The organism is Streptomyces sp. NPDC051636 (assembly GCF_044453765.1).
Lineage (GTDB): Bacteria > Actinomycetota > Actinomycetes > Streptomycetales > Streptomycetaceae > Streptomyces.
On record NZ_JBITDA010000003.1, the window covers coordinates 333,902 to 358,845 of the forward strand.

Genomic DNA, 24,944 nt, shown 5'->3' on the forward strand with positions numbered 1-24,944 from the left:
CTCCCGGCATGTCACGCCCACCGTACGGCGATCCAGAAGCTGGCGGTACGCAACAGGGCGGAGGCGGTGCGGATCGCGCGGGAGCAGGGCCGGCTCCAACCTGGCTGTGACCGGGCTCAGTTGAGCATCGCCCGCGCGGCATGGGCCTGCTGCCGCACCCGGTCCGCGGCCGTCTCGTCCACCGCCCCCACCACCTCGGCGTACGCTTCCAGCTCAGCCGCGCCTCTGAGGAAATCACCCCGCTGCACGAGGAGTTGAGCTCGCTCGTACCGCAGCTGCGCGGGATGGGACGGCAGCAACAGTGACAACTCCACCGCCCACAACCCCACATCCGATCGTTCCGGCCGAGTCGCGGCCCACGCCCGGACGTTGTTCAGGATCCGCCGCACGACATCGAGCGGATCGGCGGGCGCCAGCATCGCCGGATCCAGCGGAACCCCCGCCGCCCCCACGACGAGCAACTCCGCGTCCGCCCCCGTCAGCACCCGCCCCCCGTCGAACGGATCGGCGAGCACCTGCTCCTCAGCCGTCCCGAACCCCACCACGAAGTGCCCCGGCAGCGCGACCCCGTACACCGGCGCCCCCGCCCTGCGGGCGACCTCCATCCACACCACCGACAACAGGATCGGCAACCCCCGCCGCCGCACGAGCACCTCGTGCAGCAGCGACGACTCCAGCCGCTGGTAGTCCGCGGCGCAGCCGCGAAACCCGTACCGGTCGCCGAGCAGCTCGCACAGCGCCACCGCCCACGCGCGCGGCCCGCCCGGCCGGAACGGCAGCTGCCCCGCCAGCCGGTCCAGCTCCATCTGCGCCGTGTCCATGCCGGCCTCGTCCAGCGAGCCGTCCGCCTGCGCGGCGAGCAGCAGGCACAGCGCGGACAGGTCCGGCCGCTCGGACCGCGCCTCCTCGGCGAACCGCTGCCGCAGCTCGGCGGACCGTTCCGGCGGTGGGGGGCAAGGGGGACGCATAGCAGGCACGTGCCCCCTCACGCCGATCCGTACCACCGGCCACCGGAGGCATCCGGCTCGCGGTAGTGGTGATACGAGTGGTGCGCCGCGAAGCCCATGCCGGCGTACAGCGCCCGCGCCGCCTCGTTGTCCGCCTCGACCTGCAGCCAGGCCGCCGAGGCGCCCTCCTCCAGGGCCCGCCGGGCCAGCGCGGCCATCACCTCGGTGGCCAGCCCGCGCCGCCGCGCGGCCGGGTCCACCTCGACGGCGGCGAACCCGGCCCACCGCCCGTCCACGACACACCGCCCGATGGCGAGCGGCTCGCCACCGCCCTCCCCGGGCACGGTCGCGAACCACACCGAGGGCCCGCCCCCCAGCACCTTCAGGGCCACCTCACTCACCCCTTTGCGCTGATACCGCGCCAGCCACGCCTCGTCCGCCTCCCGGGCCAGCACCACAGCGGTGTCCCCGGCCCGGTCGGCGACCGGTGCCAGCGCGCCGGTCCACAGCTCGGCGGTCACCTCGCGCACCCAGCCGCGCCGCTCCAGCTCCGCGCAGAGCAGCTCCTGGGTGCCCTCGGCGCCGGTCGCGGTCTGGACGTACGCGGGGAGCCCGCGCTCGCCGTACCAGCGTCGTACAGCCGCCAGGGCTTCGTCGAGGGGCAGGCCGGGGTCGCCGAGCGGCAGGACGCTGTTCGCCCGCCGCGTGAACCCGTCGGCGGCCCGCAGCTCCCACTCACCGAGCCGCTCGCTCTCCACCGGCCGCCACGCCCGGGACGCGACGTGTGCCAGCTCCGTGTAGGACACGGCCGGACCCCGCCGACGCGCCGGAGCGGCCGGCACCACCTTGCCCGCCACCAGCGCGGATTCCGGAATGCGGACACTCCGGCCGTCCCGCTGTGTGATCAGCAGCACGCCGTTGTCCCATGATGTGAGAACACCCACCGTGTCGGTGAACTTCTCTCCCGGTGCTGCCGTGTCGTTCAGGCGCCGCACCGAGACCCGTTTGCCCACGTCAGCAGCGGTGATACGGACCTCGAAGCGCCCAGCGGCCGAGATTTCCACAGGTCAGTTCACCCCTCCTGTTCGGATCATGCCCAGGAACGGAGATACTAGGGGCGGGCATCGACGACGCCGCGCTCCCGCGCGCCAGGCGGCGGAGCCTGAGGAGGCCCGCCAGCGCCCTATCGAGGAGGAACGACAGCGTGACCTACGTCATCGCGCAGCCTTGTGTCGACGTCAAGGACAAGGCGTGCATCGAGGAGTGCCCGGTCGACTGCATCTACGAGGGCCAGCGGTCCTTGTACATCCACCCGGACGAATGCGTCGACTGTGGTGCCTGTGAGCCGGTCTGCCCGGTCGAGGCGATCTTCTACGAGGACGACACTCCCGAGGAGTGGAAGGACTACTACAAGGCGAACGTCGAGTTCTTCGACGAGCTCGGCTCTCCCGGCGGCGCCAGCAAGCTGGGGCTGATCGAGCGCGACCACCCCTTCATCGCCGCGCTGCCGCCGCAGAACCAGTAAGAGCGGCCCGCAACCGCGCCGCCTCGGTCCCGCACGGCCCGATCACCCCTGATCGCTGTGCGGGACCGAGGCGTTTGCCGTACGAGAAAGAGAGCCAGACCCGTGTCCGCAGTCTCCGACCGCCTCCCGACCTTCCCCTGGGACAAGCTGGAGCCGTACAAGAAGACGGCCGCCGCGCACCCGGACGGCATCGTCGACCTGTCCGTCGGCACCCCGGTCGATCCGGTCCCCGAGCTGATCCAGAAGGCCCTGATCGCCGCGGCCGACTCCCCGGGCTACCCGACGGTCTGGGGCACCCCGGCGCTGCGCGACGCGATCACCGGCTGGGTCGAGCGCCGCCTCGGCGCCCGCGGGGTCACCCACCGCCACGTCCTGCCGATCGTCGGCTCCAAGGAGCTGGTGGCCTGGCTCCCCACCCAGCTGGGCCTCGGCCCCGGCGACAAGGTCGCCCACCCCCGTCTGGCGTACCCGACCTACGAGGTCGGCGCCCGCCTCGCCCGCGCCGACCACGAGGCCTACGACGACCCGACCGAGCTGAACCCGGAGGGCCTGAGGCTCCTCTGGCTGAACTCGCCCTCCAACCCCACCGGCAAGGTCCTCGCCAAGGAGGAGCTGACCCGGATCGTCGCCTGGGCCCGCGAGCACGGCGTACTGCTGGTCTCCGACGAGTGCTACCTCGAGCTGGGCTGGGAGGCGGACCCCGTCTCGGTCCTCCACCCGGACGTGAACGGCGGCTCGTACGACGGCATCGTGGCCGTCCACTCCCTCTCCAAGCGCTCCAACCTGGCGGGCTACCGCGCGGCCTTCCTGGCCGGCGACCCGGCCGTCCTGGGCCCGCTCCTGGAGATCCGCAAGCACGGCGGCATGATGACCTCGGCGCCCACCCAGGCGGCGGTCGTGGCCGCCCTGGGCGACGACACCCACGTCCACGAGCAGCGGGAGCGGTACCTGGCCCGCCGCACGGTCCTGCGCGACGCCCTCCTCGCCCACGGCTTCCGCATCGAGCACAGCGAGGCCGGCCTCTACCTGTGGGCCACCCGCGACGAGTCCTGCTGGACCACGGTCGCCCACCTCGCCGACCGCGGCATCCTCGTTGCCCCGGGCGACTTCTACGGCCCGGCGGGCGAGAACTTCGTACGCGTGGCGCTGACGGCGACGGACGAACGGGTGGCGGCGGCGGTGCGGCGGCTGGCCGAGTAGGTGCCTTCGCCGCCGTGGGCGGTCGTTCCGCAGTAAGCGCACACGGCGACGGGGCCCAGGAAGAGAACCCGGACCCCGTCACCGGCTGGAGCCGGACACTCAGCCGAGCGGCAGCGCCTTCGTGGGCAGGGACGACGACGGCAGCCCGCCCTTCGTGACGGAGTCCGTCGGCAGCCCACCCTTCGTCGCCGTGGACGCGGCGTCACCCAGCACACCGCCGGCCGCACCCGACGCGTCCCCGGCGGTCTTCTGCACCGCCGGCACCGCCTTCTTCACGGCCTTGCCACCGGTCTTGCCCGCGGCCGGCACCGCCTTCTTGACCGCCTGGCTGCCGTTGTCACCCGCGAGCCCGGTGACGTGCTGCGCGGCGCCGTCGACGGTGTTGCCGGCGCCGGCCCCGTCCAGGGCGGTCAGCCCGCCGAGGTCCGGGGTGGCGGGCAGGTTCGTGGCCGCCCCGGCAGAGCCGGCCGCACCGACCCCGGCGGCCGCTCCCGCCGCTACCAGCAGCGCGGCACGGGCAATCCGGCGGGTCAGGGGGAGGGACATGATGCTCCTTCGCGGAAGGGAACGATGAACTGGTCGTCCGGACTCGGACGCAGTGACTACCGCTCGAGGCCCGCGAAGGTTGCGGAAGCCGAAGGTAAAGAATTGATAACGCATCGCATTATCTGCTGTGGGTAAAAACGGGCAAAGGGTGCCCGTCCGGACGCCCCGCAGAATCCTTACGGCCCTGTGCTCCCAAGGAGTTCAGGGACCCCCGGGCGGCCCGCGAAAAGCCCCGAACCCCGCACCCGCAACCCGCACGGCATGACTCCGACGAGTGAGGACCCGTACTACTGGCCGGTCACGATCCGCACGGCTCCCGCGGACGTCTCCGCGCCCCGGGCCCCCGTCGACCCGGCGCCGCGCCACCGGCTGTCCGTGCTCCCGGCGGCCCACTCCCGCCCGGCGTACGACACCCGCTCGATGTGCAGCGCCGAGGAGTTGGCCACCGCCCAGTGCGCCAGCTGCCAGCCGCGCTCCCGGGGGGTCCGCTTCGTCCCTGTCTTCGTCTTCGTGCCGTCCGCCGGCGCGTCGGCGGGCACCGGCACGGTCACGGTCCGCCCGTGCGCCTCGGCGGTCACGCTCGGGGACGGCGTCGCCGCCGACCCGCCGCTCACCTCGGCACCGGCCTCCTCGAAGGCGTCGCGCCCGAAGTCCCGTACCAGTGCGGCCCGTACCGCGTCCGTACCGGTGGCCGCGACGTGCGTCCCAGGCTGCCCCTCACAGGTCAGCGTGGCCGCCGCGTGCCCGGTCAGGGCGGCGGCGAGCAGCGTGGCGTCCGGCTCGTGCTTGGCGTACGCCTCCGGGTAGCCGCTGCGCTGCACCCGCTGCGCTGCCACGGTGAGCGGCAGCTTCGCGTAGCCGGGGACCTTGGCCAGGTGCTCGTAGAAGATGCCCGCCGCGTACGTCGGGTCCATGATCTGCTTCTTGGTGCCCCAGCCCTGCGAGGGCCGCTGCTGGAACAGGCCCAGCGAATCCCGGTCGCCGTGCCCGATGTTGCGCAGCCCCGACTCCTGCAGCGCGGTCGCCAGCGCGATGGTCACCGCCCGCTCGGGCATGCCGCGCCCGGTGCCGACCGCGGCGATCGTCGCCGCGCTCACCGCCTGCTCGGGCGTGAACTCGTACGACGCCCCGTCGTCCCCGGCGGAGACCACCTTGCAACCCGGAGCGCCGGTGCCGCCGGTCACGTACTGCACCACGAGATAGCCGGCGACGGCCAGCAGGACCACGAAGGCCGCCCCGAAACGGAAGAGACGGCCGCGACGTTTGGGAAGGGGGGACGGCTCTGACACGCGGTACAAGGTACTGGAGCCCGTCGCCGCGCCCGCGCCGGGTGCCGGGGTGGCAGGTTAGGGTCGACGCCATGGCCGACACCACCCTTGACCTCACGCTGGACGCCGCCGAGCTCACCGCGCGGCTGGTCGACTTCCCCTCGGAGAGCGGCACCGAGAAGCCGCTGGCGGACGCGATGGAGACCGCGCTGCGCGCGCTGCCGCACCTGACGGTCGACCGGTACGGGAACAACGTGATCGCCCGTACGAACCTGGGCCGGGCGGAGCGGGTGATCCTGGCCGGACACATCGACACCGTGCCGATCGCGGACAACGTCCCCTCCCGCCTCGACGAGGACGGCGTCCTGTGGGGCTGCGGCACCTGCGACATGAAGTCGGGCGTCGCGGTCCAGCTGCGCATCGCGGCGACCGTCCCCGCCCCCAACCGCGACCTCACCTTCGTCTTCTACGACAACGAGGAGGTCAGCGCCGACCTCAACGGCCTCAAGCACGTCTCCGAGGCCCACCCCGAGTGGCTGGCGGGCGACTTCGCGGTGCTGCTGGAGCCGTCCGACGGCCAGGTCGAGGGCGGCTGCCAGGGCACCCTGCGGGTCCTGCTGAAGACCAGGGGCGAGCGGGCCCACTCGGCGCGCGGCTGGATGGGCTCCAACGCGATCCACGCGGCGGCCCCCATCCTGGCCCGCCTGGCCTCGTACGAGCCGCGCTACCCGGTCATCGACGGCCTGGAGTACCGCGAGGGCCTGAACGCGGTGGGCATCACGGGCGGCGTGGCCGGCAACGTGATCCCCGACGAGTGCGTGGTCACGGTCAACTTCCGCTACGCGCCCGACCGTACGGAGGAGGAGGCGATCGCGCACGTCCGCGAGGTCTTCGCCGGCTGCGGTGTCGAGGAGTTCGTGGTGGACGACCACAGCGGCGGGGCGCTGCCGGGACTGTCCCACCCGGCGGCGGCGGAGTTCATCGAGGCGGTGGGCGGCACCCCGCAGCCCAAGTACGGCTGGACGGACGTGTCCCGCTTCTCGGCGCTCGGCGTCCCCGCGGTCAACTACGGCCCCGGCAACCCGCACTTGGCGCACAAGCGGGACGAACGGGTGGATACCGTAAAGATCCTGGCGGGCGAGGAACGTCTGCGAGCCTGGCTCACGCGCTGAGGTCCCGGTGTGGCGCTTCATGACGGACATGCTCACGTCCCCCGTCCGTAACCCCGGGCGATCTACGCTGAAGTGGAAAGACTGGCAAGCGGAGGGAGCGCTACATGGCTACGGGCAACCCCGAGGGCAAGAAGCAGCCACCGGAGGAGCAGCGCCTGGGACCGGTCCTCCGGCGGCGCGACCAGGTGACCTCGAGCACGACGGACCAGCGCCTGCTGGACGAGCGTGCCCCCAGCGACTGGGTCCACACGGACCCCTGGCGCGTGCTGCGCATCCAGTCGGAATTCATCGAGGGCTTCGGCACTCTTGCCGAACTCCCGCCCGCGATCAGCGTGTTCGGCTCGGCCCGTACGCCGGTGGATTCGCCGGAGTACGACGCCGGCGTCCGCCTGGGCCGCGGCCTGGTGGAGGCCGGCTGGGCCGTGATCACGGGCGGTGGCCCCGGAGTCATGGAGGCGGCCAACAAGGGCGCCTGCGAGGCGGGCGGCATCTCCGTGGGCCTCGGCATCGAGCTGCCCTTCGAGCAGGGCCTCAACCCCTACGTCGACATCGGCCTGAACTTCCGCTACTTCTTCGTCCGCAAGATGATGTTCGTGAAGTACGCGCAGGGCTTCGTGGTCCTGCCCGGCGGCCTCGGCACCCTCGACGAACTCTTCGAGGCCCTCACCCTCGTCCAGACCCAGAAGGTCACCCGCTTCCCCATCGTCCTCTTCGGCAGCGAGTACTGGGGTGGCCTGATCGACTGGCTCAGGAACACCCTGATCGCCCAGGGCAAGGCGGCGGAGAAGGACCTGCTGCTCTTCCACGTCACGGACGAGGTGGACGAGGCGGTGGCGCTGGTGTCGAAGGAGGCGGGCCGCTAACGCGGGGCCTGGGCGAGCGCTCCCGGGGGGCTCCGCCCCCGGACCCCCGGGCCTGCGCCCACCCACCGTCCGACCCGGTTGGCTGAGAGGTGTGCCACCCCTCAGCCCGTTCGGCGTTCGAGGACGAGGCCGTTCAGGCAGAACCGCGGGCCCGGGGACGCAGCCCCCAGCGGGACGCAGAGGCGGAGTCCCCGGCGGGGTGCTGGGCGAAGCCTCGGGGGGCAGGGGAGCAGCCCCTGGCGGGGTGCATGAGGGAGTCCTGCGGGGGTTCAGGGGGCGCAGCCCCCCGGCGGGGTCGAAGGGGTGGAGCCCCTGGGGGATGGGACGGGTAGGGGCGGCGGGGGCGAGAAAGCCCTACGCCAGCCCCCGACGGGCCACCGCCGGCGGCCGGTGGCCCGCGATCGACGCCACCATGTCCAGCACCTGCCGCGTCTCCGCCACCTCGTGCACCCGGTACACCTGAGCCCCCAGCCACGCCGAAACCGCGGTGGTCGCCAGCGTCCCCACCACCCGCTCCTTCACCGGCCGGTCCAACGTCTCCCCCACGAAGTCCTTGTTGGACAGCGACACCAGCACCGGCCACCCCGTGGCGACCATCTCGCCCAGCCGCCGCGTCGCCTCCAGACTGTGCCGCGTGTTCTTCCCGAAGTCGTGCCCGGGATCGATCAGGACCGACTCCCTGGGCACCCCGAGCGCGACCGCCCGCTCGGCCAGCCCCACGGTCACCCGCAGAATGTCGGCCATGACGTCGTCGTACGTCACCCGGTGCGGACGCGTCCGCGGCTCCGCGCCCCCCGCGTGCGTACACACCAGCCCCACCCCGTAGCGCGCCGCGACCTCCGCCAGCCCCGGATCCACCCCACCCCACGCGTCGTTCAGCAGATCCGCCCCGGCCTCGCAGACCGCCTCCCCGACCTCCGCCCGCCAGGTGTCCACGCTGATGATCACGTCCGGGAAGCGCCGCCGTACCTCCGCGACGAACCCGACCGTCCGCCGCGCCTCCTCCCGCGCCGACACCTCTTCCCCGGGCCCGGCCTTCACCCCGCCGATGTCGATGATCGCGGCCCCTTCGGCCACCGCCTGCTCCACGCGCGCGAGCGCGGGCTCGTCGCGGAAGGTGGCCCCCTGGTCGTAGAAGGAGTCCGGGGTCCGGTTCACGATCGCCATGATCACCGGCTCGTGCGGCGCGAATTCCCGCCTGCCCAGCCTGAGCATCCCCTGTGACCTCTCCCAGTAAGTCCTGCGTATGTCCCGTTCCACGGCCGCCTGCGACCCTAACTGTCAGCGTCGCATGGCACGATCGGACCCGGATACTTTCGACACCGAGCACATCGAGCGTGGGGACCCTCAGCGATGGTTATGTTCTTGTTCCTGGTCGTCGCGCTCGCCGTCGTGGTCGCCGCGGTGACACTCGCCGTGGTGGGCGGCGGCGAGAGCGGTCCGCTGCCCGAGGCCGCGCCGGAGCGCCTGGCCGACCCGCTGCCGCCGGACCGCCCGGTCGGCCGTGCCGACGTGGAGAACCTCCGCTTCCCGCTCGCCCCCCGCGGCTACCGCATGGCCGACGTGGACGACGCGCTCGGCCGCCTCGCCGCCGAACTCGCCGAGCGGGACGCCCGTATCGCCGACCTGGAGTCCGCGCTGGCCGGGGCGAGGGCGGCGGCCCACGCACCGGCGGACAAGCCCGCACAGGAGGGGCAGCAGTGACCGACGGCACCGCCCTCGTGGGCCCGGACGGCGCGCTGCGCTGCCCCTGGGCGCTGTCCACCGCGGACTACGTGACGTACCACGACGAGGAGTGGGGCCGCCCGGTCCACGGCGACGACGCCCTCTACGAGCGGCTCAGCCTGGAGGCCTTCCAGTCGGGCCTGTCCTGGATCACCATCCTGCGCCGCCGCCCGGGGTTCCGTACCGCGTTCTCGGACTTCAAGATCGCCGCGGTGGCCGCCTTCACCGACGAGGACCGCGCACGCCTCCTCGCCGACCCCGGCATCATCCGCAACCGCGCCAAGATCGACGCGACCCTCGCCAACGCGCGCGTGCTCGCCGGCTGGTCCCCGGGCGAGCTGGACGAGCTGATCTGGTCCCACGCCCCCGACCCGGCCAGCCGCCCCGTCCCGAAGACCCTGGCCGACGTCCCGGCGGTCACGCCCGAGTCGACGGCCCTGTCGAAGGCACTGAAGAGGCGCGGCCTGCGCTTCGTCGGCCCGACGACGGCGTACGCGCTGATGCAGGCGTGCGGTCTGGTCGACGACCACCTGGCGGCATGCGCGGCGAGACGGGCCTGAAGTCCCGGACCTCACCGCCCCAGGTACTTCGGCTTCTCCTTGTTCACGAACGCCTGCACCGCGATCGCGTGGTCCTCGGACTGCCCCGCCCGCGTCTGGAGCTCGTCCTCCTTGTCGAGGGCTTCCTCCAGGGAGTGCGTGAGCCCGTACGCCACGGCCTCCTTGAGCGCCGCGTACGCCACGGTCGGTCCCTCGGCGAGCGCCCGCGCCACCTTCTCCGCCTCGGCCCGCAGCTCACCGGCGGCCACGAGGCGGTTGGCGATCCCCAGCTCGTACGCCTCCTGCGCGGTGATGCTGCGCGGGAAGAGCAGCAGGTCGGCCGCCCGGCCAGGGCCGACGACCCGCGGCAGCGTCCAGGAGATCCCGGAGTCGGCGGTCAGGGCCACGCCCGCGAAGGACGTGTTGAAGGCCGCCGTGTCCGCCACGACCCGGTAGTCGGCCGCGAGCGCGAAGCCGAAGCCCGCGCCCGCCGCGACCCCGTTCACCGCCGCGACCACCGGCTTCGCCGCACCGGTCAGGGCCCGCACGATCGGGTTGTAGTGCTCGCGCACCGTGCTCATCGTCTGCCCCGACCCGGTCTCCCGGTCGGCGGCCAGCAGCCCGATGTGTTCCTTCAGGTCCTGACCCACACAGAACGCCCGGTCCCCGGCCGCGGTCAGCAGCACCGCCCGTACGGCCTCGTCGGCCGCCGCCGCCTGTGCCGCGTCCCGGAGGGCGACCTTCGTCGCGATGTTCAGCGCGTTCATCGCCTCGGGGCGGTTCAGCGTGATCGTCGCGAGCCCGTCGCTGACCTCGTAGAGCACGGTGTCGGCCATGGCGTATCCCCTCTGTGTCGCGGCTCGGCGTACCGTTCGGTACGCCCTGTGTCCGAAGGACAGCATGGCCGAGATCATCGTCGGCGTACCGGACGGGACGTGTGACCTGCGTCAAAGAATGCCGCTCCGGAACCGGTCGGCGGAGGTCCGTGGGGCGGAGCAGTATCGCAGTCACATCGCCGAATTGAGTGGTTTTGCTCGCGCGCGTTGCCCAAGCGATGCCTACTGATGTTGGTCATCGGGTCCTGAGATGCGGGATAATGGCTGGGAAGCAATGTGTTCGATGCCGGTGTCGCGTGTCCTGCCGGACCGCGCGTGCCCTCCAGGGCCGTCGGCCGACGATGAGCTAGCTGGGTTTCAGGAAGGGGAACGAGCATGGCGGCCATGAAGCCGCGGACGGGTGATGGCCCGCTCGAGGTGACCAAGGAGGGGCGGGGCATCGTCATGCGCGTTCCGCTCGAAGGCGGCGGTCGACTCGTCGTCGAGCTGACCCCTGACGAGGCCGAGGCGCTCGGAGACGCGCTCAAGAAGGTCGTCGTCTGACGCGTCGGCGACCGTATCCTTCCGGCTGCCCCGGCACCGCGTGCGGTGCCGGGGCAGCTGCGCTCCCCGGACCTGCCCCGGCCCTCGCGTACCCGCCGGTACGGCGTCCACGCCTCCGGATGACCTACGTCACCGCTTGACCGCACACAGCAGCCCGTCGCCCACCGGCAGCAGGGACGGCACCAGCTCCGGGGTCTCCCGCACCGTGCGCAGCAGCTCCCGCAGGCGCAGCACCTCCGTCGGCTGCGGTCCCGAGTCCACCGTCCGGCCGTGCGCGAAGACACCCTCGAAGACCACAAGGCCGCCCGGACGCAGCAGGCGCAACGATTCAGCGAGGTAGTCCAGGTACTCGAGGCGGTCGCCGTCGCAGAAGACGAGGTCGTAGCCGGCGTCCGCGAGGCGGGGCAGGACGTCCAGGGCGCGGCCTGGGATGAAACGGGCGCGGTTGCTGGCGAAGCCGCAGGCACGGAAGGCCTGCCGGGCGAACTGTTGGTGCTCCGGCTCGGGATCCACGGTGGTCAGCACACCGTCCGGGCGCATGCCGTGCAGCAGGTGGAGTCCGGAGACGCCGGTACCGGTGCCGATCTCCGCCACCGCCTTGGCGTCCACGGTGGCGGCGAGCAACCGCAGCGCGGCGCCCGTGCCGGGCGACACCGAGCGCAGCCCAGCCTCCCGGGCCCGGTCGCGGGCCCAGCGCAGCGCGTCGTCCTCGGCGACAAAGGCGTCGGCGAACGCCCAGCTCGTCAGCCGGTTGCCGGTAATGGCCCTCTCCTGTCCCGTGGTTGCCTGGGCGTGACTGTATCCGTTGCCCCGGGAACCCGCAGATGGGACCGGGCGTTTAAAGGGTTGAGCGAGTGGCGGGGGACCCGACGGGGGGCAGGAGATGGACGAGAGCGCCGAGCAAGTGCTGACGCAGCCGTATGAGCCGTATCAGCCCAGATCAAATTCTCGTAAAACCGCTTATCCGGAGCTAACGGACGAGGTGGCTATGGTAGGGGCTCCACTGGACACCACCAGAGCCGACAGGGGAGGTGCGGCTGCGCCTGTGGATCGGGGAGGAGTGCTGCGGCGCTTTCTCGGATCAGCAGGCAGGCCGAAATCCGTGAACGACACCGCTGCTGACCACGGCCACGCCGCCGACGTAGCCCAGACCGCGACCTTCTCCACCGACGCGGACGGGCAGGCGTGGACTCCGCCCACCTGGGAGGAGATCGTCAGCACGCACAGCGGCCGGGTGTACCGGCTGGCGTACCGGCTCACCGGCAACCAGCACGACGCCGAGGACCTCACCCAGGAGGTCTTCGTCCGCGTCTTCCGCTCCCTGTCCACTTACTCGCCGGGCACCTTCGAGGGCTGGCTGCACCGCATCACCACCAACCTCTTCCTGGACATGGTCCGGCGCAAGCAGCGCATCCGCTTCGACGCCCTCGGCGACGACGCGGCCGAGCGGCTGCCCAGCCGCGAGCCCACCCCGCAGCAGGTCTTCAACGACGCCCACTTCGACGCGGACGTCCAGCAGGCCCTGGACACCCTCGCGCCGGAGTTCCGCGCCGCGGTCGTCCTGTGCGACATCGAGGGGCTGTCGTACGAGGAGATCGCCGCGACCCTCGGCGTGAAGCTCGGCACCGTCCGCTCCCGTATCCACCGCGGCCGGTCCCAGCTCCGCAAGGCCCTCGCGCACCGCTCGCCGGAGGCCCGGGCGGCCGAGCGGCGGCGCTCCTTCGTGCCCCGCGTCCCCGTCCTGGGAGGAGGGGGCGCGACCGCGTGAGTGGATCACGGCCGAAACCTGCCGAGGGGCAGCTGGCAGAGCAGCACCTGGGAGACCGACTCTCCGCCCTGGTGGACGGAGAGCTCGGCCATGAGTCGCGTGAGCGCGTCCTGGCCCACCTGGCCACCTGTGCCAGGTGCAAGGCGGAGGCGGACGCCCAGCGCCGGCTGAAGAACGTATTCGCGGAGGCGGCCCCTCCGCCGCCCTCCGAGAGTTTCCTGGCCCGGCTCCAGGGGCTCCCCGGCGGAGGTGACCCGGACGGCGACGGCTCGCCGCCGGCCGGGGGCGGATCCTCCGGACGATCCTCCGACGCCGGGGTGTTCGGCGTGAGCCGGGACGAGCGGTTCGACTTCGGCTACGTCGCCGCCCACCCGCACACCTCCGCCGCCGACCGCGGTTTCCGCATCCACCCCGTCGGCCGCCCGGACGCCGACCGCTCCGCCTCGCGCGGGCGGCGGTTCGCGTTCGTCGCCGCCGGGGCGGTGTCGCTGGCCGCGGTCGCGCTGGGCGGGGTGACCGCCGGCTTCCCGGCCGACCCGACCGCGGACGCCCGCGGCGGCTCCGACAGCGGCGGCAGCGTGGCCCCGGCCCGTACGGCTGGTACGGGAGCGGCGACGGCGGCCGAGAGCCAGCGCCGCCGCTCGGCCGGGCCGGTGCTGGCGCAGGGCACGGCGCTCGGCCAGACGCCGGCCGCGCCGACCTCCGTGTCCGCTCCCCTCCTGCCCGGGATGCCGATCCAGGCCGCCGGGCAGGACCAGAAAGCCACGCTGACCACGCCGGTCATGGCCGGTGCGGCCGTCATGTCCCCGTTGATACGTCCGCTCGGTCCGACCCCGCCGTTCGCCCTCACCTCCTGGTCGTCGGCCTCCGAGGTCACCGGCCCCGGACTGCTCTCCGCACCGGTCCCCGACACCACCTCCGCGCCCTCCGCCCCGTCCCCGTCGTCCTCTTCCCGCACGGCCCGCTGACCGGCCTCTGCGCCCACGGCCCGCACACCTGGTTGAATCCTGTGCGGGCCGTGCCCGCGGCGGAGTTCGGGGCGCGGAGTCGACGATCCGCGGCCACCCTCGACGAGTCCGGCCGCGGCGAGCCGTGGGGAGAACATGAACGAGGGGAAGCGGGTCCCGCCGGGGGAGACCGAGGAGGGTTCGTCGCCCTCGCCGGGCGACGCAGCCGACGGCGACTTTGAACTGGCACGGCCGGCCTCCGGTGACCGGGCCGTGAGGGACTTCGGGCCGGCCGGGCCTGTGCCGCCGCCGGGCGAGCCGGGGGCCGGGGAGTGCGAGACCCTGGGGTCTTCAGCCGCGGGGGACGTGGGCGAGCGGCCGGTTGTCGGGGAGCCCGAGGCCGACCTGTCCTTGGGCGCGCGTGATTCCGGGGAGCCGAGGGCTGGGGAGTCCGGGGCTGCCAGGTTCTCGCCCGCGCGGCATTCCGAGGCTGCCTCGTCTTTGGCCTCGGGGGATTCCGGCGCGCCGGTGACCCAGGAGGGCGAGGCTGTTGCGGAGGCCGCCATGTCCGCTGCTCCGGACTTCGGCGCGCCGGCGGCAACGGAGCCGGAGATGCCCCCGCGCAACCCCACGCCCTCAGCCGCCGAACGCCCCGGACCCCTGCACGACCCGGACCCGTACGGCACCCCGCCGTACGGCCAGCCCGGCCCCTGGGCGCCTGCCCCGCCGGTCCAGCACCCGGCGGCAACACCCGCCCACGGCACGGCGATTGCGGCACCGGCGACTGCGCCGCAGGGACCGGCGGCACCGGCCCCTCCGGGCCGGCAGGGTGCCGGGCTTCCCGCGCCCACGGGGCCGCAAGGGCCCGGGGCTTCTGCGTCTGCGGGGCCGCAGGGGCCCGCCCTTCCCGCACACCCCGCACCGCGGACCGTCCCGATTCCCACGCCCCCCGGACCCCCGATCCCCGCGGATGCGCTCGCCCCTGCCCATGCGCAGTCCGGTGCGCTCGCCCCTGCCCATCCGCAGCCCGGTGCGCTCGCCCCTGCCCATGCGCAGCCCGGCGCCTCCGCCTGCCCCACCCGGCGCCCGCACACCGCCGTCTCCAGCCCCACGGACGCCCCGCCGCCCCCCGCCCTCGACGGAACCACCACCCCGCCGGCCCCCGACCCGTGGCGCCGCTACGACCCCTGGGCAGCCGCGTCACAGGCCCACGCGCCGCTTCAGCAGACCGGTGCCGCCGTGCTCACCGTGCAGCAGCGGCGCAGGCGGGCCAAGCGGATCCTCGTGGGCGGGGCGTTGGTGCTCGCGCTGGTCTCCGGGGGCGTCGGTGGTGTCGTGGGGGCGTTTCTGGAGCGCGAGGGCGGGACGGGGAGCGTACGGCTGCCGCAGGCGGGCGAGGAGCCCAGCGGGCGGCCCGCGGACAGCGTGGCGGGGATCGCCGCCCGGGCGCTGCCCAGCGTGGTCACGCTGCATGTGAAGGGCAGCGACGAGCAGGGCACCGGCACCGGCTTCGTCCTCGACACGCGCGGCCACATCCTCACCAACAACCACGTTGTGGAGCCCGCGGCGTCGAGCGGCGACATCACCGTGACTTTCAGCAGCGGTGACACCGCCAAGGCCCGGGTCATCGGCCGGGACACCGGCTACGACCTGGCCGTCGTCCAGGTCAGCGGCGTGCACGGCCTCACCCCGATGCCGCTCGGCAACTCGGACAACGTCCAGGTGGGCGACCCCGTCGTGGCCATCGGCGCCCCCTTCGACCTCGCGGGCACCGTCACCTCCGGCATCATCAGCGCCAAGGAGCGTCCCATCACGGCGGGCGGCGAGAGCGGGGACGGCAGCGACGTGTCGTACGTGGACGCGCTGCAGACCGACGCCCCGATCAACCCCGGCAACTCCGGCGGACCCCTGCTCGACTCCCGGGGCCGGGTCGTCGGCATCAACTCGGCCATCCGCTCCGCCGGCAGCGGCTCGGACTCCGGCGGCGGCCAGGCCGGCTCCATAGGCCTCGGCTTCGCCATCCCCGTCAACCAGGCCAGGCGCGTCGCCGAGGAGCTGATCAACACGGGGAAGGCGACGCACCCGGTGATCGGCGTCACCCTCGACATGGGCTACAACGGCGACGGCGCCCGCATCGGTGCCAAGGGCGGCGACGGCGGCCCCGCGGTCACCACCGGCGGCCCCGCTGACCGGGCCGGTCTCGAGGCGGGCGACGTCATCACCGGGGTCGACGGCAAGCCGGTCCACTCCGGCGACGAGCTGATCATCAGGACCCGCGCCCACCGCCCCGGCGACCACCTGCGCCTCACCGTCCGGCGCGACGGCCGTACGAAGGAGGTCTCCCTGACGCTGGGGTCGTCCGGCCGCCACTGACAGAAACCGCACAGCACGGGACCCGCCCGCGCCCCGACAAGCCAAACAACCCGGAAAACCGGTCGTCTGTACGCACGCGGACACCTCGGGCGGTACCGGTCGGACAGGTGCGCCGGGTACCGTGGATCCGGCCCGGACCACGGAAGACCCGCACCGCAGACCGCCGAGGGCCGAGGGCCGAGGACATCGCAAGGAGCTTCAGGTGTTCAATGACATAGGACCACTCGAGCTGGTGACGCTCGTTGTCCTCGCCGTGCTCGTCTTCGGTCCGGACAAGCTCCCGAAGGTCATCCAGGACGTCATGCGCACGGTCCGGAAGATCCGTGAGTTCTCCGAGAGCGCCAAGCAGGACATCCGTCAGGAACTGGGCCCCGAGTTCAAGGACTTCGAGTTCGAGGACCTCAACCCCAAGACGTTCATCCGCAAGCAGCTGGACAACGACGAGCTGGGGCTGAAGGAGATCCGCAACGGCTTCGACCTGAAGAAGGAGATGGCCGAGGTCACGGACACGGTCCACGGCCGCGAGAGCGACGCTACCTCCTCGTCCTCCGGTTCTTCCGGTGGCCGCATCGACATGACCAAGAAGCCCGGGGACTCCGGCAAGGACGACCGCCCGCCCTTCGACGCGGACGCCACCTGAACCTCGTACGCCCGCGCGGTTCGTGACGCGTTTCATACGACGCGCGCGCCGCGCACGGCGTGAACGCGCCGCCGTTGTGCCCCACGCGCCGGGCGGCTTCCCTGCTGCTCTCAGCGGTGTGGATATGCTGCCGAGTTGTTGTGCGGACCGGACGAGTACGCCCGAAGGGGGGCGGGCCGCTCGGTCCGACGAGAGCTAGGAGGCGTCCGGGCACATGGAGACGACAAGTCGGTCAGTCGCGCAGGCGCCGGCCGCGGAGGGCGGACAGCAGTTCGCCTCCGCCCGGCGCACGGTCGACGGCTACCTGCTGGCGCCCTTCCCGTGGTACGGCCTCGACGAGGCCTTCACGGGACCGCGCTGGCTGATGCAGGTCGGCACCTCGGCCGACGGATCCGTGGAACACGGCTCGATCGGGCACGGTGACGAGCCCTCCGTGCGCAACGAGCACGTGTCCGGTTCCCCGGACGAGCCCAAGGAGAAGTTCGCGGTGGTGGTCACCCTCGCCGCCAACCCCGTTCGGCGCAGCGCGGACGGCACGGGACTGCTGGAGGCCACCTCGGTGTCCTCGGCGGCCTGGCTGGCCGGGGTGGGGCTGCTGTCCTTCACCTGGCCCGGCCAGATGGACCACAGCCTGCGCGACGACTGGCTGGAGCAGCAGACGGAGACGGCCTGGGCACTGGCCGACGACCTCGACGGCCCCGACTGGTCGACCCTGTCCCTGCCCGTGGACGGCGTGCCGGCCCCCTTCCACTACCGGGAGTCGGAGTTCGGGTGGGTGCTCGCCGGGTCGACGCAGCAGGGCGTGCACCTGGGGGCGTACGGCAGAGGCATGAGCGCGTATGGCCTCGGCTTCGCGATGATCAAGGACATCGCCGCGTACGCCTAGTCACGGCGTTCAGGGGGACCGCCGCATCGACGCGGCGGTCCAGCCTTCTTGGCCCTGGACCAACCGGTGCCGGATTCCTGCGGCAGCCACGACCTGGGCGAGCAGCCAGGCGACCTGTCCGGAGAAGCCGGCCGCTTGCTGCGGACGAGGGGCGCCGTCCGTGAAAGACGGCGCCCCTCATTGACGGAGTCGAAGGAGTGGTCCTGGAACGATCCTAGAACTTGTTCTTCGGAGTGATGCCCAGCGACAACCCCGAAAGTCCCCGCTGCCGTCCCCCCAGCTTCCCGGCGATCGCCCGCAGCGCGGATCCCGCCGGTGAGTCGGGGTCGGTGAGGACGACCGGCTTGCCCTCGTCGCCGCCCTCGCGGAGGCGGACGTCGATGGGGATGTTGCCGAGGACCGGGACCGTCGTACCCGTGGTGCGCGTGAGGCCGTCCGCCACCAGCTGGCCGCCGCCCGTGCCGAAGACGTCGACCATCTCGCCGCAGTGCGGGCAGGGCAGGCCGGACATGTTCTCGACGACGCCGACGATCTTCTGGTGGGTCTGGACGGCGATGGAACCCGCGCGCTCGGCCACCTCGGCCGCCGCCTGCTGCGGGGTCGTCACGACCAGGATCTCGGCGTTCGGGATCAGCTGGGCCACGGAGATCGCGATGTCGCCGGTGCCGGGCGGCAGGTCGAGGAGCAGGACGTCGAGGTCGCCCCAGTAGACGTCCGCCAGGAACTGCTGGAGGGCGCGGTGGAGCATCGGGCCGCGCCAGACGACCGGCGCGTTGCCGGGGGTGAACATGCCGATCGAGATGACCTTCACGCCGTTCGCGGACGGCGGCATGATCATGTTCTCGACCTGGGTGGGGCGGCCGTCGGCGCCCAGCATGCGCGGCACCGAGTGGCCGTAGATGTCGGCGTCGACGACACCGACCTTCAGGCCGTCGGCCGCCATCGCCGCCGCGAGGTTCACCGTCACCGAGGACTTGCCGACGCCGCCCTTGCCGGAGGCGACCGCGTACACCCGGGTCAGGTTGCCGGGCTTGGCGAAGGGGACCTCGCGCTCGGTCTGGCCGCCGCGCAGGGCGTTCGCCAGTTCCTTGCGCTGCTCGTCGCTCATGACGTCGAGTGTGACCTCGACGCGGGTGACGCCCTCTACCCGGGAGACCGCCTCGGTGACGCGCTGCGTGATCGTCTCGCGCATCGGGCAGCCGGAAACCGTCAGGTACACGGTGACCGCAACGGCCCCGTCCGCACCGACATCCACCGATTTGACCATCCCCAGTTCGGTGATGGGTCGGTTGATCTCGGGGTCGTTCACCGTCGCCAGTGCCTCGCGCACCGCGTCTTCCGTAGCCATAAGGACGATGGTACGGCGCCCCGAGGGGCCTCCGGGTAGCCCTTCAGCGGTCGTCTGCGTCACGTCCCGGTGACCGTTCCGCCCGTTCCGCCCGTTCTGTCGGGGCTGCCGGAATCACCACATGCCCGTCCGAGCGGCGCCGCTCCTCCAGCTCCTTGACCAGATCCTGCAGTTCGGAGCGGATCCAGTCGCGGGTGGCGACCTCGCCCAGGCCCATGCGCAGCGCGGCGATCTCGCGGGTCAGGTACTCCGTGTCGGCGATGGACCGCTCGTTCTGCTTGCGGTCCTGTTCCAGGTTGACCCGGTCGCGGTCGTCCTGCCGGTTCTGCGCGAGCAGGATCAGCGGGGCCGCGTAGGAGGCCTGGAGGGACAGCATCAGGGTCAGGAAGATGAACGGGTAGTTGTCGAAGCGCAGGTCTTCAGGCGCCGCGACGTTCCACACCACCCACATGATGATGACGACCGTCATCCAGACGATGAAGCGTCCCGTGCCCAGGAAACGGGCGATCTTCTCCGACAGCCGGCCGAAGGCCTCCGGGTCCCACTCGGGCAGGATCCGGCGCCGGGGCGGGCGCGGCTGGTCGAGGCGGGGCGTACGCGGCCTGGTGGCGGCGGTGGCCCCCGCCGGGGTGCGTTCGCGGATGCCGGTCTCGCGCTCAGGAGCCATGAGCACTCACCCCCTCGTCCGCTTCCTCGTCCAGGTGGAACTCCGTCTCCCGCCAGTCCTCGGGCAGCATGTGGTCCAGTACGTCGTCGACGGTCACCACGCCCAGCAGCGACCCGGACTCGTCGACGACGGGCGCCGCGACCATGTCGTACGTGGCGAAGAAGCCGGCGACCAAGGGCAGCGCGGCGTCGGGGTCGAGCGGTTGCAGGTCGTCGTCGACGAGCGAGCTGACCAGGGTGTACGGCGGGTCGCGCAGCAGGCGCTGGAAGTGCACCGTGCCGAGGTACTTGCCGGTCGGGGTCTCGTCGGGCGGGCGGCAGACGTAGACCTGGGCGGCCAGGGCGGGGGACAGGTCGGGGTTGCGGACCCGGGCGAGCGCGTCGGCGACCGTGGCGTCCGGGCGCAACACGATCGGCTCGGTGGTCATCAGGCCGCCGGCGGTGTGCTCCTCGTACGCCATCAGGCGCCGCATGTCGGCCGCGTCGGCGGGCTGCATCAGGCTCAGCAGCCGCTCCTTGTCCTCCTCGGGCAGCTCGCCGAGCAGGTCGGCCGCGTCATCGGGGTCCATGGCCTCCAGGACGTCCGCCGCGCGCTCCTCCTTCAGTTTGCCGAGGATCTCGATCTGGTCGTCCTCCGGCAGCTCCTCAAGCACGTCCGCGAGGCGGTCGTCGTCGAGGGCGGCGGCGACCTCGCCGCGGCGCTTGGCGGAGAGGTGGTGCAGGACGTTGGCCAGGTCGGCGGGGCGCAGCTGCTCGAAGGTGGCGAGCAGGGTCTCGGCGCCCTGCCCGTGCTCCTCCAGGGAGAACCCGGTGACGGCGGACCACTCCACGGTCAGCGTCTCGCCCTTGGCGCGCCGGAACGCGCCGCCCTTCCTGCCCTTGCGTACGAAGACCCGGTCGATCTCCCAGTCCCGGCGGGCGGGCAGCTGCTGCACGGACAGGTCCAGGACGGTCACCTCCTCGCCGGTCTCGACGAGCGTGACGCGCCGGTCGAGCAGTTCCCCGAAGGCGAGGCGCTCGGTGGGCCGCTGTTCGAAGCGGCGGACGTTGAGTACGCCGGTGGTGATGACCTGTCCGGACTCGATGCCGGTCACCCGGGTCATGGGCAGGAAGATCCGGCGCCGGGTGGTCAGTTCGACGACCAGCCCGAGCAGCCTCGGGGGCCGCCGCCCGACGCGCAGCATGACGACCAGATCGCGGACGCGGCCCACCTGGTCGCCGGTCGGATCGAAGACGGGGACACCGGCGAGGTGCGAGACGAAGATCCGGGGGGCGCCGGCTGCCATGGCTGTGCTTCCTTCTCGTACGGCGTGCTTCGGGTTGTTCCGCTGTGTGCGTTCCTCTTCCGAATTGCCCGCTCGGGTGGGCTTCAGGCTAGCCCGTCCCGATCGTAGGCGCCCTGGTGAGGGGTCCGGACGGACTGGCTCCGCTCGGGGGCCGCCGTCCCGGTACGCTGCGGTACGCCGCTCAGGACCCGTCAGAAAGGCAGCCCTCCCTGTGACTGCGATTCCCCAGGGCAGTACCCGCCGGGCCACGCTGGTGAGCGCGACGTGCGCACTGGTCGTGACAGGGGCGGCGCTCGCGGGGTGCGGTAGCGACGATCCGGACGCGGGCACGAACGGGGTCGGCAAGCTGTCCCCGGAGCAGATCCAGTCCCGGACGCGTACGGCGGCCAAGTCGGCGGCGGCGGTGCGGCTGTCGGGGACGGTGGTCACCAGCGGGCGCACGTACACCCTGGACATGCGCCTGAAGGACGACGGCGGCACCGGGTCGGTCACCTCGAAGGGGGCGACCTTCCGGCTGCTGCGGATCGGCGAGCAGCTGTACCTGAAGGCCGACGCGGACTTCTGGGACCACGCCGACGGCAGCGACGGGGACGCGGCGGCCGCGGGCAAGCTCGACGGCAAGTACGTCAAGGTGCCGCAGGGCGACCCCGCGCACAAGAAGTTCAGCGGCTTCACGGACAAGGACGTCCTCCTCGACGGTCTGCTGACCCTGCACGGCACGCTGGCGACGGACGGCCACTACGAGCAGTCCGGCGTCCGCACCATCCGCATCACCGGCGACAAGGGTTCCGGCGGCACGCTGGACGTCTCCCTCGAGGGCAAGCCGTATCCGCTCCGCCTGGCGCGGGGCGGCGGAGCGGGGACGCTCCGCTTCTCGGAGTGGGGGAAGGACTTCGCCGTGACGGAGCCTGCGAAGGGGGAGACGGTGGACTACGGGAAGCAGCTGCCCACGTCGTAAGTCGTCATCGGGGCGGAACTGTGCGACCGGCCGTCGTGAGACCCGGCCGGACCGTTCGACCGTCGGTCAGACAGTCCCGCCGCGACGGCGATCAGCCACGACGGGCCCGCCCGGCGGTGGCGAACCCCGCTCGGCCTCGGCCCCCGGCGTCATTTCCGCTTACGCCCCTTGATCAGCAACCGCGGCAACCCCGCCGGAACCGCCCGCCGCGTCGTCGCCGGCGACGTCACCGGAGCCGCGGCCAGGCTGCCGTCGGGCAACGGCGCCACAGAACCCGCCGGAACCAGGCGGAGCACCCGGCACTCGCTGAGCCAGCGCCGCGTCATCGCCTCGCCGTCCGGCGCGTTGAGGCGCTTGCCCTTCAGTTCGGCGACCGCCGCCTCCCACTCCTCGGAGCCGGGCGCGAGCTCGGACACGGCGGCCGGCCAGGTGACCAGCCGGCCGCCCTTGTCCTTGCTGCGTACGGTCACCTCGGCGGAGCCCCCGTCGACCAGCCCGGGCAGCGGCTGCTCCCCGGGCCCGTCGCCGACCAGGCACGCCGCGCCCTCGTGCCACACGTGCCACAGCGCACGCGCGGCAGGGGCACCGGCGCCCTTGACCCAGATGAGGCCGGACTTCTTCGTGGCCTCCTCGACGAGGGCCTGGTCGAGCAGCTCCGCACTTGTCATGCGCCCAGCCTATCCAGGAGCGGCTACAGCCAGCCGTTGCGCTTCAGGGTGCGGTGGATGCCCAGACAGATGGCCACCGTGACGCCCATGATCACCGGGTAGCCGTACTTCCAGTGCAGCTCCGGCATGTACCTGAAATTCATGCCGTACACCCCGCACACCATCGTCGGCACGGCGATGATCGCGGCCCACGCCGTGATCTTCCGCATGTCCTCGTTCTGCGCGACGGACGCCTGCGCGAGGTTGGCCTGCAGGATGGAGTTCAGCAGTTCGTCGAAGCCCAGCACCTGCTCCTGGACCCGGGCGAGGTGGTCGGCGACGTCCCGGAAGTACTTCTGGATGTCGGGGTCGATCAGCCGCATCGGCCGCTCGCTCAGCAGCTGCAGGGGGCGCAGCAGCGGCGACACCGCCCGCTTGAACTCCAGTACCTCGCGCTTGAGCTGGTAGATCCGCGCCGAGTCCACACCGCGCGACACCCCGCCCTTGCGGCCGGGTGAGAAGACCTCGGTCTCCACTTCGTCGATGTCGTCCTGCACCGCGTCGGCGACCGCGATGTAGCCGTCGACGACGTGGTCCGCGATGGCGTGCAGCACCGCCGAGGGTCCCTTGGCGAGCAGCTCGGGGTCGTCCTGCAGCCGGTGCCTGAGGGCCCGCAGCGAGCCCTGCCCGCCGTGCCGGACGGTGATGAAGAAGTCCCGGCCGGTGAAGCACATGACCTCGCCGGTCTCGACGACCTCGCTGTCGCCGGTGAGCCGGTCGTGCTCGACGTAGTGGATGGTCTTGAACACGGTGAAGAGGGAGTCGTCGTAGCGCTCCAGTTTCGGCCGCTGGTGCGCCTGCACCGCGTCCTCGACGGCCAGCGGGTGCAGCCCGAACTCACTTGCGATACCGGCGAATTCGGCCTCGGTCGGCTCGTGCAGCCCGATCCACGCGAAGCCCCCGTCGCGCCGCACGTGGCGCATCGCCTCCTGCGGGGTCAGGGACGTGCCGAAGTCCACGCGGGCGCCGTCGCGGTAGACGGCGCAGTCGACGACGGCCGACGGCGTGGCGGGGTCGCGGGTGGTGTCGTACGCGCTCGTGTCCTTGCGCAGCGAGACACGGGAGGGGCGGACGACGGCGCGCAGGTCGCGGATCATCGACATGGGCAGGCTCCTTCGCGGGCGGGCAACGAAAGACCGCCGGCGACGGGTGGAACTACCCGGAATGGGGACGTTGTCAGTGCGGATGTTTGGCACGTCCACAAAGCGGGGAGCACCGCACCGTCGCGGTGGCGACTTCGCTACTGATGCAGAACTGATGCAGATCAGACAGATCAGGCAAGGCGAAACGAGTGCTCTTCCGAATGACGCGTATGACGCGACGCGAGCGTTGAGAGGTGGCGGCCAGCCAGGCAGCAGGAGCAGCGCAGCCAGAGCAGCTACGTCAGCAGCCGGAAGAGCGAGTGGTACTGCACGGTCGACTTCGATCCATGACAGCCCCACCTCCTCCGGCCGGTCCCTCGTAAGGGAGATTCGTCGGCGTCGGGACCTGATCGCGGCGCTGCCGCACGCTGCCCCGAACCGCTGGCTCAGAGTACCAGTCACCTGAAGTGTCAAGGCGCCGCTTTGCCCCCTACTGACGAGTTCTATGCTCACCGCATGGTTGATGTTCTTCCTCTTGTCGAGGCCCGGTTGAGCAGGGCGCTGGGCCGGCCGGACGCGCGCGCCGCGGTCACCTTCCTGGGCACGGACCGCGTCGAGGTGCTGCGTTTCCAGGAGGGGGAGATCGTCCGCTACGCCACGCTCGGCATGTCCGCGCACCCCATGACCGACCCCACGGCGGTGCTCGCCGACCCGGTCAGGGGCCCCCGCGCCGAGCTGGTGCTCTCGGTCCGCGCCGGGCTCGCCGACACCGACAAGGTGCTCCGCCCGCTCGCCGTGCTGGCCGCGTCCCCGCAGGTGGAGGGTGTGGTGGTGGCCCCCGGCGCGTCCCTGGACGTGGGCGAGCCGCTGTGGCCCGGCGCTCCCTTCACCTCGGTGCTGGTGGCCGAGCCGGGCGGTCTGGTCGAGGATCTGGAGCTCGAGGAGCCGATGGATCCCGTACGGTTCCTGCCGCTGCTCCCGATGACCCCGAACGAGGCCGCCTGGAAGCGCGTCCATGGCGCCCAGGCCCTTCAGGAGCGGTGGCTGACGAACGGGACGGACCTGAGGGATCCCTCCCGCAGATCCGTCCCGCTCGACTGAAGCCGACGTGACCGATCT

General features: G+C 72.2%; 26 protein-coding genes and 1 pseudogene. 15 read left to right on the top strand and 12 right to left on the bottom strand.

Annotated elements, in window-relative coordinates; genetic code table 11:
- Nucleotides 1–24: 24 nt before the first annotated feature.
- Nucleotides 25–96: pseudogene (locus ACIBBH_RS08530) on the top strand (DNA-binding response regulator); the annotation flags it as partial.
- 20 nt (nt 97–116) lie between these two features.
- Here ACIBBH_RS08530 and ACIBBH_RS08535 read toward each other — a convergent pair.
- Together ACIBBH_RS08535 and ACIBBH_RS08540 are read right to left on the bottom strand one after the other, a co-directional pair.
- Nucleotides 117–968 carry a tetratricopeptide repeat protein gene (locus ACIBBH_RS08535; RefSeq protein WP_399403296.1) on the bottom strand — a complete coding sequence of 284 codons (852 nt, stop codon included), beginning with the start codon at nt 966–968 and terminating at the stop codon, nt 117–119.
- Nucleotides 969–985: 17 nt separating this feature from the next.
- Nucleotides 986–2,011, bottom strand: coding sequence for a GNAT family N-acetyltransferase (locus ACIBBH_RS08540; protein ID WP_399403298.1), 1,026 nt, complete (start codon nt 2,009–2,011; stop codon nt 986–988).
- 140 nt (nt 2,012–2,151) lie between these two features.
- Between ACIBBH_RS08540 and fdxA the strand changes: the two genes are divergently transcribed.
- Nucleotides 2,152–2,472 carry a ferredoxin gene (gene fdxA, locus ACIBBH_RS08545; protein ID WP_030669097.1) on the top strand — a complete coding sequence of 107 codons (321 nt, stop codon included), beginning with the start codon at nt 2,152–2,154 and terminating at the stop codon, nt 2,470–2,472.
- A gap of 102 nt (nt 2,473–2,574) precedes the next feature.
- Nucleotides 2,575–3,672, top strand: a complete 1,098-nt coding sequence (locus ACIBBH_RS08550; RefSeq protein WP_399403300.1) for a bifunctional succinyldiaminopimelate transaminase/glutamate-prephenate aminotransferase — start codon at nt 2,575–2,577, stop codon at nt 3,670–3,672.
- A gap of 99 nt (nt 3,673–3,771) precedes the next feature.
- On the opposite strand, the gene ACIBBH_RS08555 is transcribed toward ACIBBH_RS08550, so the two are convergent.
- Nucleotides 3,772–4,218, bottom strand: coding sequence for an ATP-binding protein (locus ACIBBH_RS08555; RefSeq protein WP_399403302.1), 447 nt, complete (start codon nt 4,216–4,218; stop codon nt 3,772–3,774).
- A gap of 287 nt (nt 4,219–4,505) precedes the next feature.
- Nucleotides 4,506–5,507 (bottom strand): heavy metal transporter, encoded by a 1,002-nt coding sequence (locus tag ACIBBH_RS08560; RefSeq protein ID WP_399403304.1) that lies wholly within the window; start codon nt 5,505–5,507, stop codon nt 4,506–4,508.
- A 71-nt stretch (nt 5,508–5,578) separates the two neighbouring features.
- On the opposite strand from ACIBBH_RS08560, the gene dapE reads away from it, so the two are divergent.
- Nucleotides 5,579–6,658, top strand: a complete 1,080-nt coding sequence (dapE, locus tag ACIBBH_RS08565) for a succinyl-diaminopimelate desuccinylase (protein ID WP_399403305.1) — start codon at nt 5,579–5,581, stop codon at nt 6,656–6,658.
- A gap of 104 nt (nt 6,659–6,762) precedes the next feature.
- The gene (locus ACIBBH_RS08570) at nt 6,763–7,521 is read left to right on the top strand and encodes a TIGR00730 family Rossman fold protein (RefSeq protein WP_399403307.1); all 759 of its coding nucleotides are present in this window, start codon (nt 6,763–6,765) and stop codon (nt 7,519–7,521) included.
- Nucleotides 7,522–7,875: 354 nt separating this feature from the next.
- Here ACIBBH_RS08570 and folP read toward each other — a convergent pair whose 3' ends face one another.
- The gene (folP, locus tag ACIBBH_RS08575) at nt 7,876–8,736 is read right to left on the bottom strand and encodes a dihydropteroate synthase (protein ID WP_399403309.1); all 861 of its coding nucleotides are present in this window, start codon (nt 8,734–8,736) and stop codon (nt 7,876–7,878) included.
- A 138-nt stretch (nt 8,737–8,874) separates the two neighbouring features.
- Here folP and ACIBBH_RS08580 point away from each other — a divergent pair, with 138 nt between their 5' ends.
- Together ACIBBH_RS08580 and ACIBBH_RS08585 are read left to right on the top strand one after the other, a co-directional pair.
- Nucleotides 8,875–9,225: a DivIVA domain-containing protein gene (locus ACIBBH_RS08580; protein ID WP_399403311.1), complete on the top strand. Its 351-nt coding sequence runs from the start codon at nt 8,875–8,877 to the stop codon at nt 9,223–9,225.
- Nucleotides 9,222–9,806, top strand: a complete 585-nt coding sequence (locus tag ACIBBH_RS08585) for a DNA-3-methyladenine glycosylase I (protein WP_399403313.1) — start codon at nt 9,222–9,224, stop codon at nt 9,804–9,806. The genes ACIBBH_RS08580 and ACIBBH_RS08585 overlap by 4 nt, the downstream gene beginning before the upstream one ends.
- A gap of 11 nt (nt 9,807–9,817) precedes the next feature.
- Here ACIBBH_RS08585 and ACIBBH_RS08590 read toward each other — a convergent pair whose 3' ends face one another.
- On the bottom strand, nt 9,818–10,621 hold the full coding sequence (locus tag ACIBBH_RS08590; protein ID WP_399403315.1) for an enoyl-CoA hydratase/isomerase family protein: 804 nt from the start codon (nt 10,619–10,621) through the stop codon (nt 9,818–9,820).
- A gap of 375 nt (nt 10,622–10,996) precedes the next feature.
- Between ACIBBH_RS08590 and ACIBBH_RS08595 the strand changes: the two genes are divergently transcribed.
- The gene (locus ACIBBH_RS08595) at nt 10,997–11,164 is read left to right on the top strand and encodes a DUF3117 domain-containing protein (RefSeq protein ID WP_018544333.1); all 168 of its coding nucleotides are present in this window, start codon (nt 10,997–10,999) and stop codon (nt 11,162–11,164) included.
- Between the two features lie 129 nt (nt 11,165–11,293).
- Here ACIBBH_RS08595 and ACIBBH_RS08600 read toward each other — a convergent pair whose 3' ends face one another.
- On the bottom strand, nt 11,294–11,911 hold the full coding sequence (locus tag ACIBBH_RS08600) for an O-methyltransferase (protein WP_399403650.1): 618 nt from the start codon (nt 11,909–11,911) through the stop codon (nt 11,294–11,296).
- A 313-nt stretch (nt 11,912–12,224) separates the two neighbouring features.
- Here ACIBBH_RS08600 and sigE point away from each other — a divergent pair, with 313 nt between their 5' ends.
- The 5 genes from sigE (at nt 12,225) to ACIBBH_RS08625 (ending at nt 17,778) form a co-directional block, all read left to right on the top strand.
- Nucleotides 12,225–12,932 carry an RNA polymerase sigma factor SigE gene (sigE, locus tag ACIBBH_RS08605; protein WP_399403652.1) on the top strand — a complete coding sequence of 236 codons (708 nt, stop codon included), beginning with the start codon at nt 12,225–12,227 and terminating at the stop codon, nt 12,930–12,932.
- Nucleotides 12,929–13,900 carry an anti-sigma factor family protein gene (locus ACIBBH_RS08610; RefSeq protein WP_399403317.1) on the top strand — a complete coding sequence of 324 codons (972 nt, stop codon included), beginning with the start codon at nt 12,929–12,931 and terminating at the stop codon, nt 13,898–13,900. The genes sigE and ACIBBH_RS08610 overlap by 4 nt, the downstream gene beginning before the upstream one ends.
- A gap of 543 nt (nt 13,901–14,443) precedes the next feature.
- Nucleotides 14,444–16,252 (top strand): trypsin-like peptidase domain-containing protein, encoded by a 1,809-nt coding sequence (locus tag ACIBBH_RS08615; RefSeq protein WP_399403319.1) that lies wholly within the window; start codon nt 14,444–14,446, stop codon nt 16,250–16,252.
- A 202-nt stretch (nt 16,253–16,454) separates the two neighbouring features.
- Nucleotides 16,455–16,892, top strand: a complete 438-nt coding sequence (locus tag ACIBBH_RS08620; protein WP_399403321.1) for a sec-independent translocase — start codon at nt 16,455–16,457, stop codon at nt 16,890–16,892.
- A gap of 214 nt (nt 16,893–17,106) precedes the next feature.
- Nucleotides 17,107–17,778 (top strand): hypothetical protein, encoded by a 672-nt coding sequence (locus ACIBBH_RS08625; protein WP_399403323.1) that lies wholly within the window; start codon nt 17,107–17,109, stop codon nt 17,776–17,778.
- A 214-nt stretch (nt 17,779–17,992) separates the two neighbouring features.
- Here ACIBBH_RS08625 and ACIBBH_RS08630 read toward each other — a convergent pair whose 3' ends face one another.
- Genes ACIBBH_RS08630 through ACIBBH_RS08640 form a run of 3 tightly spaced genes read right to left on the bottom strand, consistent with a single transcriptional unit; the run spans nt 17,993 to nt 21,078 of the window.
- Entirely contained in the window at nt 17,993–19,126 is a 1,134-nt protein-coding gene (locus ACIBBH_RS08630) for an Mrp/NBP35 family ATP-binding protein (protein WP_399403325.1), read from the bottom strand.
- A 43-nt stretch (nt 19,127–19,169) separates the two neighbouring features.
- Entirely contained in the window at nt 19,170–19,793 is a 624-nt protein-coding gene (locus ACIBBH_RS08635) for a DUF1003 domain-containing protein (protein ID WP_399403327.1), read from the bottom strand.
- Entirely contained in the window at nt 19,783–21,078 is a 1,296-nt protein-coding gene (locus tag ACIBBH_RS08640) for a magnesium transporter MgtE N-terminal domain-containing protein (RefSeq protein ID WP_399403329.1), read from the bottom strand. The genes ACIBBH_RS08635 and ACIBBH_RS08640 overlap by 11 nt, the downstream gene beginning before the upstream one ends.
- Nucleotides 21,079–21,289: 211 nt before the next feature.
- On the opposite strand from ACIBBH_RS08640, the gene ACIBBH_RS08645 reads away from it, so the two are divergent.
- On the top strand, nt 21,290–22,036 hold the full coding sequence (locus ACIBBH_RS08645) for a hypothetical protein (RefSeq protein WP_399403331.1): 747 nt from the start codon (nt 21,290–21,292) through the stop codon (nt 22,034–22,036).
- 149 nt (nt 22,037–22,185) lie between these two features.
- On the opposite strand, the gene ACIBBH_RS08650 is transcribed toward ACIBBH_RS08645, so the two are convergent.
- Nucleotides 22,186–22,704 carry a hypothetical protein gene (locus ACIBBH_RS08650; RefSeq protein ID WP_399403332.1) on the bottom strand — a complete coding sequence of 173 codons (519 nt, stop codon included), beginning with the start codon at nt 22,702–22,704 and terminating at the stop codon, nt 22,186–22,188.
- A 23-nt stretch (nt 22,705–22,727) separates the two neighbouring features.
- On the bottom strand, nt 22,728–23,846 hold the full coding sequence (locus ACIBBH_RS08655; RefSeq protein ID WP_399403334.1) for a magnesium and cobalt transport protein CorA: 1,119 nt from the start codon (nt 23,844–23,846) through the stop codon (nt 22,728–22,730).
- A 495-nt stretch (nt 23,847–24,341) separates the two neighbouring features.
- Between ACIBBH_RS08655 and ACIBBH_RS08660 the strand changes: the two genes are divergently transcribed.
- Nucleotides 24,342–24,926 carry a suppressor of fused domain protein gene (locus tag ACIBBH_RS08660; RefSeq protein ID WP_399403336.1) on the top strand — a complete coding sequence of 195 codons (585 nt, stop codon included), beginning with the start codon at nt 24,342–24,344 and terminating at the stop codon, nt 24,924–24,926.
- Nucleotides 24,927–24,944: the final 18 nt, after the last annotated feature.

Excerpts from the sequence above, each read along its gene's own strand:
- ACIBBH_RS08655 (WP_399403334.1), bottom strand. The coding sequence starts at position 23,846 with ATGTCGATGATCCGCGACCTGCGCGCCGTCGTCCGCCCCTCCCGTGTC.
- ACIBBH_RS08660 (WP_399403336.1), top strand. The coding sequence starts at position 24,342 with ATGGTTGATGTTCTTCCTCTTGTCGAGGCCCGGTTGAGCAGGGCGCTG.
- ACIBBH_RS08630 (WP_399403325.1), bottom strand. The coding sequence starts at position 19,126 with ATGGCTACGGAAGACGCGGTGCGCGAGGCACTGGCGACGGTGAACGAC.
- ACIBBH_RS08635 (WP_399403327.1), bottom strand. The coding sequence starts at position 19,793 with ATGGCTCCTGAGCGCGAGACCGGCATCCGCGAACGCACCCCGGCGGGG.
- ACIBBH_RS08580 (WP_399403311.1), top strand. The coding sequence starts at position 8,875 with ATGGTTATGTTCTTGTTCCTGGTCGTCGCGCTCGCCGTCGTGGTCGCC.
- ACIBBH_RS08590 (WP_399403315.1), bottom strand. The coding sequence starts at position 10,621 with ATGGCCGACACCGTGCTCTACGAGGTCAGCGACGGGCTCGCGACGATC.
- ACIBBH_RS08570 (WP_399403307.1), top strand. The coding sequence starts at position 6,763 with ATGGCTACGGGCAACCCCGAGGGCAAGAAGCAGCCACCGGAGGAGCAG.
- ACIBBH_RS08650 (WP_399403332.1), bottom strand. The coding sequence starts at position 22,704 with ATGACAAGTGCGGAGCTGCTCGACCAGGCCCTCGTCGAGGAGGCCACG.
- ACIBBH_RS08640 (WP_399403329.1), bottom strand. The coding sequence starts at position 21,078 with ATGGCAGCCGGCGCCCCCCGGATCTTCGTCTCGCACCTCGCCGGTGTC.
- ACIBBH_RS08595 (WP_018544333.1), top strand. The coding sequence starts at position 10,997 with ATGGCGGCCATGAAGCCGCGGACGGGTGATGGCCCGCTCGAGGTGACC.
- ACIBBH_RS08625 (WP_399403323.1), top strand. The coding sequence starts at position 17,107 with ATGGAGACGACAAGTCGGTCAGTCGCGCAGGCGCCGGCCGCGGAGGGC.
- dapE (WP_399403305.1), top strand. The coding sequence starts at position 5,579 with ATGGCCGACACCACCCTTGACCTCACGCTGGACGCCGCCGAGCTCACC.
- folP (WP_399403309.1), bottom strand. The coding sequence starts at position 8,736 with ATGCTCAGGCTGGGCAGGCGGGAATTCGCGCCGCACGAGCCGGTGATC.
- ACIBBH_RS08615 (WP_399403319.1), top strand. The coding sequence starts at position 14,444 with ATGTCCGCTGCTCCGGACTTCGGCGCGCCGGCGGCAACGGAGCCGGAG.
- ACIBBH_RS08555 (WP_399403302.1), bottom strand. The coding sequence starts at position 4,218 with ATGTCCCTCCCCCTGACCCGCCGGATTGCCCGTGCCGCGCTGCTGGTA.
- ACIBBH_RS08535 (WP_399403296.1), bottom strand. The coding sequence starts at position 968 with ATGCGTCCCCCTTGCCCCCCACCGCCGGAACGGTCCGCCGAGCTGCGG.